The following is a 15,465-nucleotide window of genomic DNA, read 5'->3' as shown; positions in this document are numbered from 1 at the left end:
TTAATGCGGAAATGGTCTAGAGGGCTTTCAGATTGGCCATTGACTGAGCGGCGTGGGGATACCTATGGCGACCAACCATGAGTGGCCGTCGACCTGCACGGACACACAGCTATAAAGAATAGCAGACCCGCCGGAAGCCTGGCCATTCTGCCAGGCTACTTCCAGCCGTGTCGTCGGCGCAGCCCCGCGGCCACCTCGTCGAAGCGCTTCCGTTCAAGCACGGCACCTTCGCGTCTGATGCTGTCCGGCGCGATCTGCAGCACCCGTCCCACGTTCGCTTCGCTCGGCCGTTGCTGGCGGTCCCACGCGCCGGTGCCGATATCCACGTAGTCGCCGGAGCCGTGAGCGTCCTGATCGTGGTCCCGGCTGGTCAGCATCAAGGCAAGCAGGTACGGGCCATTGTTCCCGACGAGCAGCACCGGACGGTCCTTCCCCTGCGTGTGGTCCTCCTCGTACGGCACCCACGTCCAGACAATCTCGCCGGGATCGGCACTGCCGTCCGGCCGGGGAGCGTAGCGAACAGTCGAGACGCCCCTGAAGTCCCCCGGATACCCCGCGGGCGGTGCCTCCGGAGCCGGCCGGACCGGGGCCGCCTGGTGGCTGGCTTTGGGCGCGGTCCTTACTGCCGGCCCGGCAGCGCCGGACCGTAGTTTCTGTAGGACCCTTACTGAAGTCCTGACGGCGTTGGCCAGGGAGCGGAAGTTGATAGGCATGGAGAAAACAGTATCGTCGGCCGGCAGGCCGGCAGCAGTTTGCCGAACGATGCAGTGCGTGGCCCCCGGACGTGGGACACTGAAGGTTCAAAATGTGCGGTCCGGCCGCAGGGTGCCTTTGGTGCGTCCTGGTGGCGGCCGCGTGAATGCCAACAGTAAGGACCCTGCGTGTCTCCCATGGCCCGCACCGCCCCGGTGCCCGCCGCGACAGATCCGGCCATCATTCGGAATTTCTGTATCATCGCGCATATTGACCACGGTAAATCCACCCTGGCCGACCGGATGTTGCAGTTGACCGGGGTGGTTCAGCCCCGCGATATGAAGGCCCAGTACCTGGATCGCATGGACATCGAACGCGAGCGCGGCATCACCATCAAATCCCAGGCCGTTCGTATGCCGTGGGAACTCGATGGCAGCAGCTACGCCTTGAACATGATCGACACTCCTGGCCACGTGGACTTCACGTACGAGGTCTCCCGTTCGCTGGCGGCCTGCGAAGGCGCGGTCCTGCTGGTGGATGCGGCCCAGGGCATTGAGGCGCAGACCCTCGCCAACCTCTACCTGGCGATGGAAAACAACCTCACCATCATTCCCGTGCTGAACAAGATCGATCTTCCGGCTGCGCAGCCTGAAAAGTACGCGGCAGAGCTGGCCAGCCTGATTGGCGGCGATCCCGAGGACGTTCTCCGCGTCTCGGGCAAGACGGGCATGGGCGTCGAGGCCCTGCTGGACAAGATCGTCCGGGACCTCCCGGCGCCTGTGGGCGACCCTGACGCCCCGGCGCGCGCCATGATTTTCGACTCGGTGTACGACACCTACCGCGGCGTGGTCACCTACGTCCGGGTGGTTGACGGCATGCTGCACCCCCGCGAACGCATCCAGATGATGTCCACCCGCGCCACGCACGAACTCCTGGAGATCGGCGTGAGCTCCCCGGAACCCACCCCTTCCAAGGGACTGGGTGTCGGCGAGGTCGGGTACCTCATCACCGGGGTGAAGGACGTGCGCCTGTCCAAGGTCGGCGATACCGTCACCAACCTCGCCAAGCCTGCCGCCAAGTCGCTGCCGGGCTATGCCGATGCCAAGCCCATGGTCTTCTCCGGCCTGTATCCCCTGGACGGCACGGACTACCCGGTGCTCCGTGATGCGCTGGAGAAACTGATGCTCAACGACGCCGCTCTCGTGTACGAGCCGGAGACGTCGGCGGCGCTGGGCTTCGGCTTCCGCGTGGGCTTCCTGGGCCTGCTCCACCTGGAAATCACCCGCGAACGCCTCGAACGCGAATACAACCTGGATCTGATCTCCACCGCTCCCAACGTGGAATACGAGGTGACGCTGGAGGACAAGAAGGTGGTCCATGTGACCAACCCCAGCGAATACCCGGTCGGCAAGATAGCGGAAGTCCGCGAGCCGATGGTCTCCGCCACCATCCTGGCCCCGAATGAGTTCGTTGGCGCCATCATGGAACTCTGCCAGAGCCGGCGCGGCGTCTTGGGAGGCATGGACTACCTGTCCGAGGACCGGGTGGAAATCCGGTACCGCCTCCCGCTGGCAGAAATCGTTTTCGACTTCTTCGACATCCTCAAGTCCAAGACCCGCGGCTACGGCTCGCTGGACTGGAAGGCCGACGGCGATCAGGTGGCCGATCTGGTCAAGGTGGACATCATGCTCCAAGGCGAACAGGTCGATGCGTTCTCTGCCATCACGCACCGTGACAAGGCCTATTCCTACGGCGTGATGATGACCACCAAGCTGCGTGAACTTATCCCCAGGCAGCAGTTCGAGGTGCCCATCCAGGCGGCCATCGGCTCGCGCATCATTGCCCGCGAAAGCATCCGGGCCATCCGCAAGGACGTCCTGGCCAAGTGCTACGGCGGTGACATCTCCCGTAAGCGCAAACTGCTGGAAAAGCAGAAGGAAGGCAAGAAGCGCATGAAGATGGTGGGTACGGTGGAGGTGCCGCAGGAAGCGTTCATCGCTGCCCTCACCACGGACGAGTCAAAGGACAAGGCCAAGAAGAAGTGACCACCGCACAGTGGGGGACCCGCTGATGCCTAGCGTTCTTCCCCTCGGTGACCCGGCGCCGTCGGACGGTCTGCTGCCCGCCCAGGCAGCAGACGGTGCGGCGGCCCGGAACTTCGGGCTGTACGTGCACATCCCGTTCTGTGCGGTCCGGTGCGGTTATTGCGATTTCAACACCTACACGGCCACGGAACTAGGCGGCGGCGCGTCCCAGGACGCCTATGCCGACACCGCCATCTCCGAGGTGAGGATGGCCACCCGCGTCCTGACCGCATCCGCGCTGCCGCCGAGGCCCCTGAGTACGGTCTTCTTCGGCGGCGGAACCCCCACGCTCCTCCCGGCCGAGGACCTCGCGCGGATCCTGACGGCCGCCGTCGCGGAATGGGGCCTGGAGGACGGCGCCGAAGTTACCACTGAAGCGAACCCGGATTCCGTCACCCCCGAATCACTGGCGCTGTTGAAGGCCGCCGGTTTTACCCGGGTTTCGTTCGGCATGCAGTCTGCAGTTCCCCATGTCCTGAAGGTCCTGGATCGCACCCACACACCCAGCAGGGTGCCCCAGGTGGTGCAGTGGGCACGTGAGGCCGGACTGGCCGTGAGCCTGGACCTGATCTACGGAACGCCGGGGGAGTCCCTCGACGACTGGCGGTACTCGCTGGAAACCGCGCTGTCCTATCAGCCGGACCACATCAGCGCCTACGCGCTGATTGTGGAGGACGGTACTAAACTCGCCGCCCAGATCCGCCGGGGCGAAGTTCCAGGCATCGACGACGATGACCACGCCGACAAGTACGAACTCGCCGACCAACTCATGGGCAAAGCGGGGCTCAGCTGGTATGAGGTGAGCAACTGGTCGCGGACGCCGGAACAGGCGTGCCGGCATAACCTCGCCTACTGGCGCGGGGACGACTGGTGGGGCATCGGCCCCGGCGCGCACTCGCACGTGGGCGGGGTGCGCTGGTGGAACGTCAAGCACCCCACCGCCTACGCGGGGCGGCTCGCCCAGGGGCTCTCGCCGGCTGCGGGCAGGGAAACGCTCGACGCCGAAACCCGGGACGTGGAACGCGTCATGCTGGAAGCCCGGCTGGTTTCGGGGCTCGCCATCGCAACGCTGGGGGAGTCAGGGCGCCACGCTGTGGCCGGGTTGATGGCTGAGGGCCTCGTGGACGCGCACGCTGCCGTGAAAGGAACGCTGGTGCTGACCCTGAAGGGGCGCCTGCTGGCGGACGCCGTGGTCCGGAGAATCCTGCCGGACTAAAGTCCGGGGACTACTTGATCCAGCGCAGGTTGTACTGGTAGCGGTGCGGCTGGCCCTTGTTGACATGGATACCGGCGGACACCGAGAAGCAGGTCAGGGCGATCCAGATGAGCGTGGCGATGACGGCGAAGATGTTGCCGACCACCGGAATGAATACCAGGATGTTGGCCACCAGCGCGGCGATGGTGGGCGGCAGGCTGAAGTTCAGTGCTTCCTTGGATTCCTGCGCGGTGAACGGTCCGCGCTCTCGGAAGATCAGGTAGATCAGCAGCGACGGTACACAACCGAGGATCCCGCCAAAGTGCGCCAGCGTGGCCCATTGACGGTCTTCGCTGGCCGTGAGGGGCAACGCATTTGCGGGAACGCCCTGATACTCGGAACGGCCTTGGTCGTCCCGGTGCTCGCGTGCGTTTTGTGCCACGGTTTCATCCTTCGAAAGTGCAATGGTGCTGGTTTGGAGAATGCCGGTCTGTTGCGACAACAGCCTCTGCAGTACCAAGAATACTGGTTCGCGCGGCAAATGCCGCCGTCGGGACCGTCCTTCGGCCATTCAAGGGCCGTGGGAGTTACGGCACCGTCAGGAAGTCGATGACTTCTTCCACCCGGCCGAGCAGGGACGCTTCCAGGTCCGCGTAGCTGCGGACCGCACCCAACAGTTTCTGCCAACCCAGGCCGATGTCTTCCTTCGTGGCGTGCGGCCAGCCGAAGGCGGCCAGGATGCCGGTCTTCCAGTCCTGCCCCCGGGGCACCACGGGCCACCGTTCGATGCCGAGCACGGCGGGGCGGATTGCCTGCCACACGTCAACGTAGGGGTGCCCGACAATCAGCACGTTCCCGGCGGCGCCCGGGGAGGCCATCACACCGGCGGCGATGCGCCACTCCTTGGAGTCCGGCACCAAATGGTCCACCAGGATCCCCAACCGCCGGTTGGGCCCGGGACCGAAGGCGGCCACCGCCCCGGCGAGGTCATCGATGCCGTGCAAAGGCTCGACGACGATGCCTTCCACCCGGAGATCGTCACCCCAGACCTTTTCCACGAGTTCGGCGTCGTGCTTTCCCTCCACCCAAATCCTGCTCGCTTTGGCCACCTGGGCACGCTGGCCCGCCACGCGGACTGAACCGGATGCCGTCCGGCCGGCGGGCACCGCCGCGTTCTGCCTGGGCGCCGGCGGCATCAGCCTGATGGGCTGGCCTTCCAACAGGAACCCGAATCCAAGCTTGAACGAACGCGACTTGCCGCGCCGGTCCTCGAGGGCAACCACATGCATGCCGCCGGACTTCTCCACCCGGGTCACCGCTCCCACCCAGCCGGACTGGGCGTCTTCGAGGACCATGCCACGTTCCACCGGAACCTCGGGAAGTTCGTTCCGGACAGGTGCGGTGATCTCCTGCGGACCCCAGTTTTGGTAATGCATGGATTGATTCCGCCTTGCGCTAGATCGTGCCCCCGGATGTTCGCCCGGAGCGGTACCAATGCTAACAACGGGGTGAGTCATATTAGACTGTTAGCACTTAGGCATGTCGAGTGCTAACGAGCCGTGACCATTGCCGTGAAGATTGAGGCGCAACCATGGATGGAGGTGGAGTGTGAGCGAGCCGCGCAAACTGGAAGTACTGCGTGCCATTGTGGAGGACTACGTGCACTCCCGCGAGCCCGTGGGTTCCAAGGCGCTGGTTGAGCGCCACCACCTCGGCGTATCCAGCGCCACCATCCGGAACGATATGGCCGCCCTGGAAGACGAGGGCCTGATCACCGCTCCGCATACCAGCGCGGGACGGATCCCCACCGACAAGGGCTATCGCCTGTTTGTGGACCAGATTTCCGCGGTCAAGCCGCTCTCCCCGGCGGAGAAGAAGGCCATCCAATCGCTTCTGGAGGGCGCGGATGACTTGGATGATGCCCTGGACAGAACCGTCAGGCTGCTTTCCCAGCTGACCAACCAGGTGGCTGTGGTCCAGTACCCGCACCTGAGCCGGGCCACCATCCGCCACATCGAATTTGTGCTCCTGGCGCCGCGCCAGGTCCTGCTGGTGCTCATCGCCACCACCGGCAAGGTGGAACAGCGCGTGATCGACGTCGGCCAGGACCTCGGTGAGGAAGCGATCGCCGCCCTGCGGACTCACTTCCTCGGCTCGCTGGCGGGCACACCGCTGAGCCGGCTGGCGCAGTCACTGCCGGGCGTGGTCTCCTGCGTCGCTCCAGGCCGGCGGGCAGCTGCCCAGGCACTTGCTCACGGGCTGGAAACGCTCGCCCACAGCAGCCGCGAGGACCGCATGGTGATGGCCGGCACTGCGAACCTGGCCAGGTCCAACGTGGATTTCCCCCTCACCATCGGTCCCGTGCTTGAGGCCCTGGAGGAACAGGTGGTCCTGCTCCGCCTGCTCACTGACATGGAACAGGACCCACGCGGTGTGACCGTGAGCATCGGCAGGGAAAACCCCTACGACGGACTGGCCGAAGCCTCGGTGGTGGCCACAGCTTACGGACCGGACAGCACAGCCAAAGTTGGCGTCCTGGGTCCCACGCGCATGGACTATCCCACCACCATGGCCGCCGTCAGGGCAGTAGCCCGTTATCTGTCAAGAATTCTGGGTCCGTAACAACCGGTCCAGGCACCAAGAGCAGTGCCGGCAGCCTCGCTGCCGGCAGTACAACAGGGAAGAGATACGAACTTTGAGCAGCCACTACGACGTCCTCGGAGTCTCGCCGGAAGCCACCGGAGAAGAGATCAAGAAGGCCTACCGCAAGCTGGCCCGCACCCTTCACCCGGACGTTAACCCCGGGGACGATGCGTCGGACCGCTTCAAGGCCGTGACCCATGCCTACGAGGTACTTTCTGACCCCCAGAAGCGCCGTGTCTACGACACCACCGGCAATGAGAACGGTACTGACAACGGCTTCGGCGGCGGCGGATACGCTGGCCAGGGCTTCGCGTTCCAGGACATCTTCGATACGTTCTTCGGCGCCGGCGGATCGTCAGGCCCCGCGTCAAGGGTCCGCCGCGGCCAGGACGCACTGATCAGCGTGCGGATCGAACTGCGCGATGCCGTCTTCGGCGTCAACCGGAAGCTTGAGGTGGACACCGCCGTCACCTGCCCCACCTGCAACGGCTCGTGCTGCCGCGAAGGCAGCCACCCCGAGCGCTGCGACATCTGCGGCGGCAGCGGCCAGGTCCAGCGGGCGGTCCGCTCCATCCTTGGCCAGGTCATGACGGCGGCTCCATGCGGCAGTTGCGAAGGCTTCGGAACTGTCATTAAGGACCCCTGCAACGAGTGCAACGGCCAGGGCCGCATCCGCAGCCGCCGGTCACTCACCATCAAGGTGCCCGCCGGCGTCGCAACGGGAACCCGGATCCAGCTGTCCGGTCAGGGCGAGGCCGGCCCTGCCGGCGGGCCGTCCGGTGACCTCTACGTCGAGATCCGCGTCAACAACGATCCCACCTACGTCCGGGACGGCGATGACCTGCACGCGACGCTCCACATTCCCATGACTGCAGCTGCCCTGGGCACCGAAGTGTCCCTGGAAACGTTCGACGGGCTGCAGGAAATCGACGTCAAAGCAGGGACCCAGGCCGGCGAGGTCATCACGCTCCGCGGGCTGGGCGTCACGCACCTGCGTGGCTACGGTCGCGGTGACCTGATGGTCCACCTCCAGGTGGAGACGCCCGCGAAGCTTGACGGCGCGCAGGAGGACCTCCTGCGGCAGCTGGCAAAGCTGCGTGGCGAACAGTTCACCGAGGGCAAGCTGACGGCCAGCGGCGGGGTTTTCGCCAAGCTGCGGGACCGGCTCGGTAACCTGTAGCGGTGAGCAACCCCGTTTTTTTCGGCGGCGCCGGGTCACTGGACCACATGGTTCCCGGCGCCCGCTACACCCTCCAGGGCCCTGAAGCGCGCCATGCGGTAACAGTTAAGCGGTTGGCACCGGGAGAGTCCGTAGACATCGCCGACGGCGCCGGGAAGCGGCTCACCGGAACGGTTATTGCCGCCTCACCCGCCGAACTCACCGTTGAATGCGCCGAATTGGCGATGGAACAACAGCCTGACATTCGGCTGGTGCTGGTCCAGGCGCTGGCCAAGGGTGACCGCGATGAACTCGCCGTGGAAACCGCCACGGAATTGGGGATCGACGCCGTTGTGCCCTGGCAGTCGGAACGCTCGATTGTGCGCTGGAAGGGTGAGCGCGCCGCGAAAGCGCATGCCAAATGGCAGTCCGTGGTCACGGCAGCAGCCAAACAGGCGCGGCGCGCCTGGATTCCCGAGGTGCGCGCCGCCGTCGAAACCCCCGGCCTGGTTGCAACCGTGGCAGCAGCGGACCTTGCGGTGATCCTCCACGAAGACGCCGTGCGGCCGCTACGGTCCGTGCTGGAGGCATGGCATGCCGCCGCACCTGCGGCTGGCGCCCCCCGGGAAATCCTGCTCATCGTAGGTCCGGAGGGTGGCATCAGTCCCCGCGAAGTAACCAAGCTTTGCGATGCCGGTGCCGTGACGGCACTCCTGGGCAACCACGTCCTGAGGTCCTCCACTGCCGGACCGGCCGCCGTCGTACTTGCGAGCGATGTGTTGGGGCGCTGGAGCGCCGCGCAGGCCTAAGCCAGCGGGTCGCGCTAACTAACCGGTGAAGTGAACTAACTGACGTTGAACTTCCGCGTGTCCACGTTCAGTTCCCCGCTGGTTCCGCCATCGGACTGCGATACGCGGAGCTCGTAGCTCCCTGACGACAGGCTGAGCGCGAGTGTGAACAGTCCGGACTGGGCGGCGTCAGCGCCGGCCGTAGTTTCACCGGTCAGGTACGGCGTCTTGTCCCCGTTCCCCGCGGTCCGCAGGATCTGCCACTTCAGTTTGCCGCCCGGGACGGTGCTGCGGCCGGTGATCTTGACACTGCCCCCGGCAATGTCCGTGCCCTCCTGAGGATCGATGATCCACACGGGTGCCACCATCCCGGCAGCCCGTGACATCGGGGCACCAAGCTGGACATGGCCGAAGGCTACGTAGTCGGTGTGGCTGTCCACCAGGACCCGAACCTGGATCTGCTGGCCCGAGTCGATCAGCCCGGAACTGGCCGCCGCCGCAGTGGCGGTGAAAATCAGCTGCTGGATGGCGCGAACTGCCATGTCGGCGTCGAGATTGCTGTTGAAGGCATCTTCGGACACGTCGACGGTAATGACATTCTTTCCGGAGATCGAGGTGGCCAGTTCGGTGGGACTCTGCCAGGGCGTGAAGAAATCTGGGTCCAGCGGCTTTTCGGACATCATGGCCCGCAGTGCACGGGTCACCGGGTTCTCCTGTTCCGGGACATCCCGGAACTCACGGTAAAGAAAGACGTTGCCGTTGCTGCGGCCGATCCAGTACACCGGAGCCTTGTTCGAGGACTGCGTGGTTTCCAGCGGTGCGCTCGTGGACGGCGCGCCGGGGGAGCCGGTAGCGGCCGCGGTGGAGTTCGCCGACAGTATGGGCTCGGGCCCAGGATCGGCAATGCAGCCGGTCAGCAGGAGGAACGCCGGAAGGAGAGCCACTACGCCCCGCGCACGAAACGGCCGCGCGGCACGTTCGGCCGAGCGGGGGGCGGGTGTTTCCGGCACTCTGATGGCCCTGTCCTTCCTGGCTGTGAATGATGGGGCCTGAGCCCCGTAAGCCGGTCCCCGGACGGCCTGAATTTCAAGCATGGCATAGTGCGGCACAGCTCAAGGGCCCAAACGACCGCACGGGCCCAACTGCAACGGGAACGATATGCGCCTGATATGAAGTTGATATCTAATGTCGCCACGCACCCCGCAGGCACCGGCTCCGGGAATGACCGGTGGGCGGTGCCCCGGCTCGCCACGACGAGGGCCCTGCTGGCGTAAGATGGAAGGAACCGCTGGCTCCTGCGTGCTCGGCAACAGCCCGCCCACGCAGCATCCGGCGGTATTAAGTTCGAACTGGAGGAGACCACGGGCCTGCGGGCCAGCACCATGACTGAATCAACGAACGGAAAGCGCCGGCTGAACACTGAGCGCGCCGCCGGAGAATTTCCCCACTCACTTCCCGGTGTCCGGACGGAGGTGGTTCTCTTTGACAACTCCGATCAGATGGTCCAATCGCTCGGCAGCCATGACGAGGCCCTGCGGTACATCGAAGAACAGTTCCCGGCGGTTAACTTCCATGTCCGCGGAAACGAACTCTCCATCAGCGGCCCGGCGAACGAGGTGCCCCGCATCATGCGCCTCCTGCATGAAGTACGCGGCCTTGTGGCCCGCGGCACCGTGATCAGCCCCGCCGTCCTGCAGCAGCTCGTGGCGTTGCTCCGCAGCCAGTCCCTGCAGAACCCCGTGGATGTCCTCACCCATGACATCCTGTCCAGCCGGGGAAAGACCATCCGGCCCAAGACGCTGAACCAGAAGAACTATGTTGACGCGATCGACGCCAACACGGTGATCTTCGGAATCGGCCCCGCCGGTACCGGCAAGACCTTCCTGGCCATGGCGAAGGCTGTCCAGGCGCTGCAGCAGAAGGAAGTCAGCCGCATCATCCTGACCCGTCCGGCCGTCGAAGCCGGCGAGCGGCTGGGGTTCCTGCCCGGCACGCTCAGTGACAAGATCGACCCCTACCTGCGACCGCTTTACGACGCGCTCCACGACATGATGGACCCCGAATCGATCCCGCGCCTCATGGCCGCCGGGACTATCGAGGTTGCGCCGCTTGCCTATATGCGCGGGCGCACCCTGAACGACGCTTTCATCATCCTGGACGAGGCCCAGAACACCACGCCGGAACAGATGAAGATGTTCCTGACCCGTCTCGGCTTCGGATCAAAGATGGTGGTCACCGGCGACGTCACCCAAGTCGACCTTCCCTTCGGGACGCGTTCGGGGCTGCGCATCGTGGAGGAGATCCTGCAGGGCATTGAGGACGTCAACTTCTCAGTCCTGGACTCCACGGACGTGGTCCGCCACCGCCTGGTGGGCGACATCGTCCGGGCCTACAGCGTTTGGGACGATGTCCAGCGAAACAAGGTCAAACACTCAGTAAGCCGTGAGAAACGGGCGGAGCGCGCATGAGCATCGAAGTGAACAACGAATCCGGCATCCAGGTTGATGAAGCGGAGCTAGTGGCGCTGTCCCGGTACGTTTTCGAACAGCTTTTCATCCACCCCCAGGCTGAGCTTTCCATCCTGCTGGTGGACGAACCCGCCATGGAAAAGCTCCACATTGAGCTCATGGACGAGCCCGGATCAACAGACGTGCTCTCGGTTCCCATGGATGAGCTCACTCCTGGGACACCTGACCGGCCCACGCCGCAGGGGATGCTTGGGGACATCGCCGTGTGCCCCCAGGTCGCACAGGTCCAGGCCGCCAACGCCGGGCACGGCCTGCAGGACGAGATGCTGCTCCTGACGACGCACGGCATTCTTCACCTGCTGGGCTACGACCATGCTGAGCCTGAGGAGAAGGAAGAAATGTTCGGCCTCCAGCGCCAGTTACTGTCCGGATTCACGGGCAAGGACGCACCCGCCGAGACAACGCAGTGACGCCCCTGCTCCTTGTAGGCATGGCCCTGGTTTTCCTTAGCACCGCCGCCCTCCTGACCGCTGCCGACGCCGCGTTCACTTTCCTTCCCCGGCATGACGCCGAGGAAGCGCTCCTCAAAAGCAGGGGCAACGCCATGCGCCGCATCCTTGCCCAGCCGGTGGCGCATATCAGGGCGCTGCGGTTCTGGCGGATCTGGTTCGAGATGGCGTCGGCCGTCGCCGTCGCCGTCCTGCTGCACAGCCTGCTGGACAACGTGTGGCTCGCGGGTTTGGCCGCCACGGGGATCATGGCCCTGTTGGGGTTTGTTATCGTCGGGGTTTCCCCCCGCCAGATCGGCAGGCTGCATTCGGGTGCCGTGGTCCAGTACACGGCGCCCCTCATCCGGTTCCTGACCTGGATCCTCGGCCCCATCCCGAAGTGGCTCGTGGCGCTCGGCAGTGCGGCTGCACCGGGTGCACCGGCGGGCGATGATGCGTTTTTCAGTGAGCAGGAATTCCGCGAACTCGTGGACCGTGCTTCCGAGTCGGACATGATCGAGGACAACGAAGCGGAAATGATCCAGTCCGTTTTTGACTTCGGCGATACCCTGGTGCGCTCGGTCATGGTCCCCAGGACGGACATCCTTAGCATCGACGCCGGTTCCAGCCTCAGGCGGGCCATGTCGATGTTCCTCCGTTCGGGCTATTCGCGCATCCCCGTGATCGGCGACAACACGGACCAGATCCTGGGAATCGTCTACCTCAAGGATGTGGCGGCGACGCTCCACGAACTGGGCCCCGACGACGAACAGCCCCCGGTGGAAGCGCTGGCCCGCGAAGTCCGGTACGTTCCGGAGTCCAAGCCGGTGAGCGAGCTGCTGCGCGAACTCCAGAAGGAATCGACGCACGTGGCCATTGTCATCGACGAATATGGCGGCACCGCCGGCCTGGTGACGCTCGAGGACCTCATCGAGGAAATTGTCGGCGAAATCGTTGACGAATACGACACCGAAAGCGCCGAAGCCGTGGCCCTGGGCGGCGGCGCCTTCCGCGTCAGCGCCCGCATGAGCATTGATGACCTGGGGGAGCTGTTCGACATCGAGCTCGACGACGACGAGGTGGACACTGTGGGTGGACTGCTGGCCAAGGCCCTGGGCCGGGTGCCAATAGTCGGCAGCCACGTGGAAGTGGACGGCATCTCGTTACGCGCAGAACGGCTCGAAGGCAGGCGCAACCGGGTCAGCCACATCATTGCGGCCGCCGTTCCCAAGATAGACACTGACCTTGAAGACCTCTTTGACGAGGCGGAAGCAACCCAGCAGGGAGTTCCACGTGAGCAAGAAAAATAACCGCCCGGCCAGCCAAGGCTCCGATACACCGGACTACGGCGGCTACCGGGCCGGTTTCTCCGTCCTGGTCGGGCGCCCCAACGCGGGCAAATCGACCCTGACCAACGCCTTGGTGGGGCAGAAGGTGGCCATCACCTCCGCCAAGCCGCAGACCACCCGGCATACCATCCGGGGCATTGTCCACCGGGAGGACGCCCAGTTGGTCCTCGTCGACACTCCGGGCCTGCACCGTCCCCGCACCCTGCTCGGCAAACGGCTTAATGACCTGGTGGCCGACACCCTGGCCGAAGTCGACGCGATCGGCTTCTGCCTCCCCGCTAACGAGAAAATCGGCCCCGGTGACAAATACATCGCTGCGCAGTTGGCGCAGCTGGGCAGCAAGCCCGTCATCGCCGTTGTGACCAAGGCAGACCTGGTGGACCGGCAGGCGCTCACCGAGCAGCTTCTTGCCGTCGCTGCGTTGGGCCGGGAAGTCCTCGGCGAGGACGGCTGGAGGGACATTGTTCCGGTCTCCGCCGCCGACGGCTTCCAGGTCGAAACCCTCGCTGATGTTCTCATCAGCCACATGCCGCCGTCGCCGCCTTTGTACCCGGAGGGGCACCTGACGGACGAGCCGGAAGCAGTGATGATCGCCGAGCTCATCCGGGAGGCAGCCCTCGAAGGCGTCCGTGACGAACTGCCGCACTCCCTTGCCGTCGTCGTCGATGAAATAGTTCCGCGCGAGGGGCGGCCCGAGGACCGGCCGTTCCTGGATGTCCGGGTCAATCTTTATGTGGAGCGTCCTTCCCAGAAGGCCATCATCATCGGCAAGGGCGGTGCCAGGCTCCGCGAGGTTGGCACCAACGCACGGAAGGCGATCGAAGCGCTGCTCGGTGCCCGCATCTACCTTGACCTGCATGTGAAGGTCGCCAAGGACTGGCAGCGGGACCCCAAGCAGCTGGTCAAACTGGGGTTCTGACCCAGCAGCACGCCCCGCCCCGGCCGGTAATCGGGAAGTTCCCAGAATTGGCGACTAAAATGGGTCGGATTGAATTTTTCGAGGAAGGTACACCACATGGGGCGAAGCCGCGATAATCGCGAGTACGGCGCTGGCGCGTCAGCCGGAGCCGGTCCGGTCTCCCGGCACGCGGACGCCGGTGCCGTCGGCGTAGCCCGGCACTTCGGGGGACAGTGCCGCATGCCCAGGTGGCTGAAGGTGACCACAGCTGTCCTGACAGTTGTGCTGCTCGGCGGCCTCGGCTTCGCCGGTTACTGGTACTTCCGCCTCCAGTCGAACATCACCACCGCACCGCTCAGCGCGGGCGACGGCACAGACGCAGGGAACGACTCAACGGGCAGGATGCAGATCCTGATCCTCGGCTCGGATACCAGGGACGGCAAGAACGCCGAATATGGCTCCGTGGAGGACTCCAAGGGCTACGGCAAGTCCGACGTCATGATGCTGATGGACATTTCCGCCGATAACAAGCGCGTCAGCGTCATCAGTTTCCCCCGGGACCTGCTAGTGGACATTCCGCATTGCACCGACCAGAAAACCAAAATGTCCTTTCCCGCCCTCAACGGCGTGATGATCAACGAGGCAATGTCGCAGGCCGGCATCGGCTGCGCCGTTGATACCGTCAACAAGCTGACGGGCATGAAGGTTGACCACTTCATGATGGCCGATTTCAACGCCGTCAAGGAGCTCTCCAACACCGTGGGCGGCGTGGATGTCTGCATCAGCGACGCCGTCTATGACCCGGATTCCCACCTCCGGCTTCCGGCGGGCACGTCTTCCGTCCAGGGGGAAATGGCACTCGCGTTCCTGCGGACCCGGCACGCCTTTGCCGACGGCGGCGACCTCGGCCGCATCAAAGCCCAGCAGGGCTTCCTGTCATCGCTCACAAGGAAGATCAAGGACGACGGCACGCTGTCCAACCCGGCGAAAATGCTGAACATCGCGGACACAGTCACCCAGAACCTCACCGTCGATGACGGGCTCTCCTCGGTGCCATCGCTGCTCACCATTGGCAACCGGCTGAAGAACATCGACATCAGCAAGGTGGCCTTCGTAGCGGTGCCCACCACCCCGGCCCTCTCAGACCCCAACCGTCTCCAGATTGCCGAACCGGCAGGCTCCCAATTGTTCACGGCCCTCCAAAAGGACGTTGACCTCACGGATCCCACGGCGCCTTCGGAACCCGCCACGCCCTCGGCGGCGCCGACTGAAACCGCGCCGCCCGCACCGTCCTATAACAAGGCCATCCAGCCGGTTACTGTGGCGAACGGCAGTGGCGTGCCCGGACGTGCCCAGGAAATCGTGCAGGCGCTCGTGACCGGCGGCTTTACGCAGACCGGCCAGTTTGCAGCCACGCCGGTGACGCAAAGCGCGGTGTACTTCGGGACCGGCTTCAACGACGTCGCCGCTGACGTGGCAGCCCTGCTGGGGATTCCAGCCGCACAGGTGCAGTCCGCGCCCGGCGTAGTTGGGGTGCAGGCGTATCTGGGAACCGACTTCACCTCTGGGGTCACCTACGGCGCCGGCGCGGGCACCGTCGCACTGCCGGAGGACATCGTCAACCAGACCGCACGCGACAGCCTGTGCCAGCAGGCCAATCCATTCCTGATAGTCAAGGGCTGACTGCAGCGAAGATGACA

14 protein-coding genes are annotated in these 15,465 nt (G+C 64.8%); 10 read left to right on the top strand and 4 right to left on the bottom strand.

The features are described 5' to 3' along the window. Window positions 1-155: 155 nt before the first annotated feature. Complete coding sequence (locus tag AC1MCD_RS10380; protein ID WP_498671686.1) at window positions 156-713, bottom strand: type II toxin-antitoxin system PemK/MazF family toxin; 558 nt, start codon at window positions 711-713, stop codon at window positions 156-158. Between the two features lie 168 nt (window positions 714-881). Here AC1MCD_RS10380 and lepA point away from each other — a divergent pair, with 168 nt between their 5' ends. Continuing rightward, window positions 882-2,738, top strand: coding sequence for a translation elongation factor 4 (lepA, locus tag AC1MCD_RS10375; protein WP_498671684.1), 1,857 nt, complete (start codon window positions 882-884; stop codon window positions 2,736-2,738). Window positions 2,739-2,763: 25 nt separating this feature from the next. Next, on the top strand, window positions 2,764-3,993 hold the full coding sequence (hemW, locus tag AC1MCD_RS10370) for a radical SAM family heme chaperone HemW (protein ID WP_498671682.1): 1,230 nt from the start codon (window positions 2,764-2,766) through the stop codon (window positions 3,991-3,993). Window positions 3,994-4,003: 10 nt separating this feature from the next. Here hemW and AC1MCD_RS10365 read toward each other — a convergent pair whose 3' ends face one another. Both AC1MCD_RS10365 and AC1MCD_RS10360 read right to left on the bottom strand, forming a co-directional pair. Beyond that, complete coding sequence (locus AC1MCD_RS10365; RefSeq protein WP_190988332.1) at window positions 4,004-4,414, bottom strand: DUF4870 domain-containing protein; 411 nt, start codon at window positions 4,412-4,414, stop codon at window positions 4,004-4,006. A 145-nt stretch (window positions 4,415-4,559) separates the two neighbouring features. Further along, window positions 4,560-5,408, bottom strand: a complete 849-nt coding sequence (locus AC1MCD_RS10360; protein WP_498671680.1) for a DUF3097 domain-containing protein — start codon at window positions 5,406-5,408, stop codon at window positions 4,560-4,562. 172 nt (window positions 5,409-5,580) lie between these two features. Between AC1MCD_RS10360 and hrcA the strand changes: the two genes are divergently transcribed. The 3 genes from hrcA (at window position 5,581) to AC1MCD_RS10345 (ending at window position 8,583) form a co-directional block, all read left to right on the top strand. Continuing rightward, entirely contained in the window at window positions 5,581-6,594 is a 1,014-nt protein-coding gene (gene hrcA / locus AC1MCD_RS10355) for a heat-inducible transcriptional repressor HrcA (protein WP_498671679.1), read from the top strand. Window positions 6,595-6,667: 73 nt separating this feature from the next. Continuing rightward, a complete protein-coding gene (gene dnaJ / locus AC1MCD_RS10350) occupies window positions 6,668-7,795 on the top strand; it encodes a molecular chaperone DnaJ (RefSeq protein WP_498671678.1) in 1,128 nt (375 codons plus the stop codon). A gap of 2 nt (window positions 7,796-7,797) precedes the next feature. Beyond that, window positions 7,798-8,583 (top strand): 16S rRNA (uracil(1498)-N(3))-methyltransferase, encoded by a 786-nt coding sequence (locus AC1MCD_RS10345; protein WP_498671676.1) that lies wholly within the window; start codon window positions 7,798-7,800, stop codon window positions 8,581-8,583. A 35-nt stretch (window positions 8,584-8,618) separates the two neighbouring features. Here the strand turns inward: AC1MCD_RS10345 and AC1MCD_RS10340 are convergent, their stop codons facing one another. Next, entirely contained in the window at window positions 8,619-9,506 is an 888-nt protein-coding gene (locus AC1MCD_RS10340) for a GerMN domain-containing protein (protein WP_498671674.1), read from the bottom strand. A gap of 438 nt (window positions 9,507-9,944) precedes the next feature. On the opposite strand from AC1MCD_RS10340, the gene AC1MCD_RS10335 reads away from it, so the two are divergent. From AC1MCD_RS10335 to AC1MCD_RS10315, 5 genes are all read left to right on the top strand, one after another. Beyond that, window positions 9,945-11,030, top strand: coding sequence for a PhoH family protein (locus AC1MCD_RS10335; RefSeq protein WP_190988338.1), 1,086 nt, complete (start codon window positions 9,945-9,947; stop codon window positions 11,028-11,030). Continuing rightward, a complete protein-coding gene (gene ybeY / locus AC1MCD_RS10330; RefSeq protein WP_498671672.1) occupies window positions 11,027-11,500 on the top strand; it encodes an rRNA maturation RNase YbeY in 474 nt (157 codons plus the stop codon). The genes AC1MCD_RS10335 and ybeY overlap by 4 nt, the downstream gene beginning before the upstream one ends. Beyond that, window positions 11,497-12,828, top strand: coding sequence for a hemolysin family protein (locus tag AC1MCD_RS10325; RefSeq protein ID WP_498671670.1), 1,332 nt, complete (start codon window positions 11,497-11,499; stop codon window positions 12,826-12,828). The genes ybeY and AC1MCD_RS10325 overlap by 4 nt, the downstream gene beginning before the upstream one ends. Continuing rightward, complete coding sequence (gene era, locus AC1MCD_RS10320; protein ID WP_498671668.1) at window positions 12,812-13,786, top strand: GTPase Era; 975 nt, start codon at window positions 12,812-12,814, stop codon at window positions 13,784-13,786. The genes AC1MCD_RS10325 and era overlap by 17 nt, the downstream gene beginning before the upstream one ends. A 96-nt stretch (window positions 13,787-13,882) precedes the next feature. Next, window positions 13,883-15,448 (top strand): LCP family protein, encoded by a 1,566-nt coding sequence (locus tag AC1MCD_RS10315; protein ID WP_498671666.1) that lies wholly within the window; start codon window positions 13,883-13,885, stop codon window positions 15,446-15,448. Window positions 15,449-15,465 lie beyond the last annotated feature (17 nt).

The sequence above is a fragment of the Arthrobacter sp. BF1 genome (assembly GCF_056680215.1).
Note: the sequence above shows the minus strand (reverse complement) of the source record. Positions and strands in the feature narration are given on the sequence as shown.

Coding starts and splice junctions, on each gene's coding strand:
- AC1MCD_RS10360 (WP_498671680.1), bottom strand. CDS start 5,408: ATGCATTACCAAAACTGGGGTCCGCAGGAGATCACCGCACCTGTCCGG.
- AC1MCD_RS10335 (WP_190988338.1), top strand. CDS start 9,945: ATGACTGAATCAACGAACGGAAAGCGCCGGCTGAACACTGAGCGCGCC.
- AC1MCD_RS10315 (WP_498671666.1), top strand. CDS start 13,883: ATGGGGCGAAGCCGCGATAATCGCGAGTACGGCGCTGGCGCGTCAGCC.
- ybeY (WP_498671672.1), top strand. CDS start 11,027: ATGAGCATCGAAGTGAACAACGAATCCGGCATCCAGGTTGATGAAGCG.
- AC1MCD_RS10380 (WP_498671686.1), bottom strand. CDS start 713: ATGCCTATCAACTTCCGCTCCCTGGCCAACGCCGTCAGGACTTCAGTA.
- hemW (WP_498671682.1), top strand. CDS start 2,764: ATGCCTAGCGTTCTTCCCCTCGGTGACCCGGCGCCGTCGGACGGTCTG.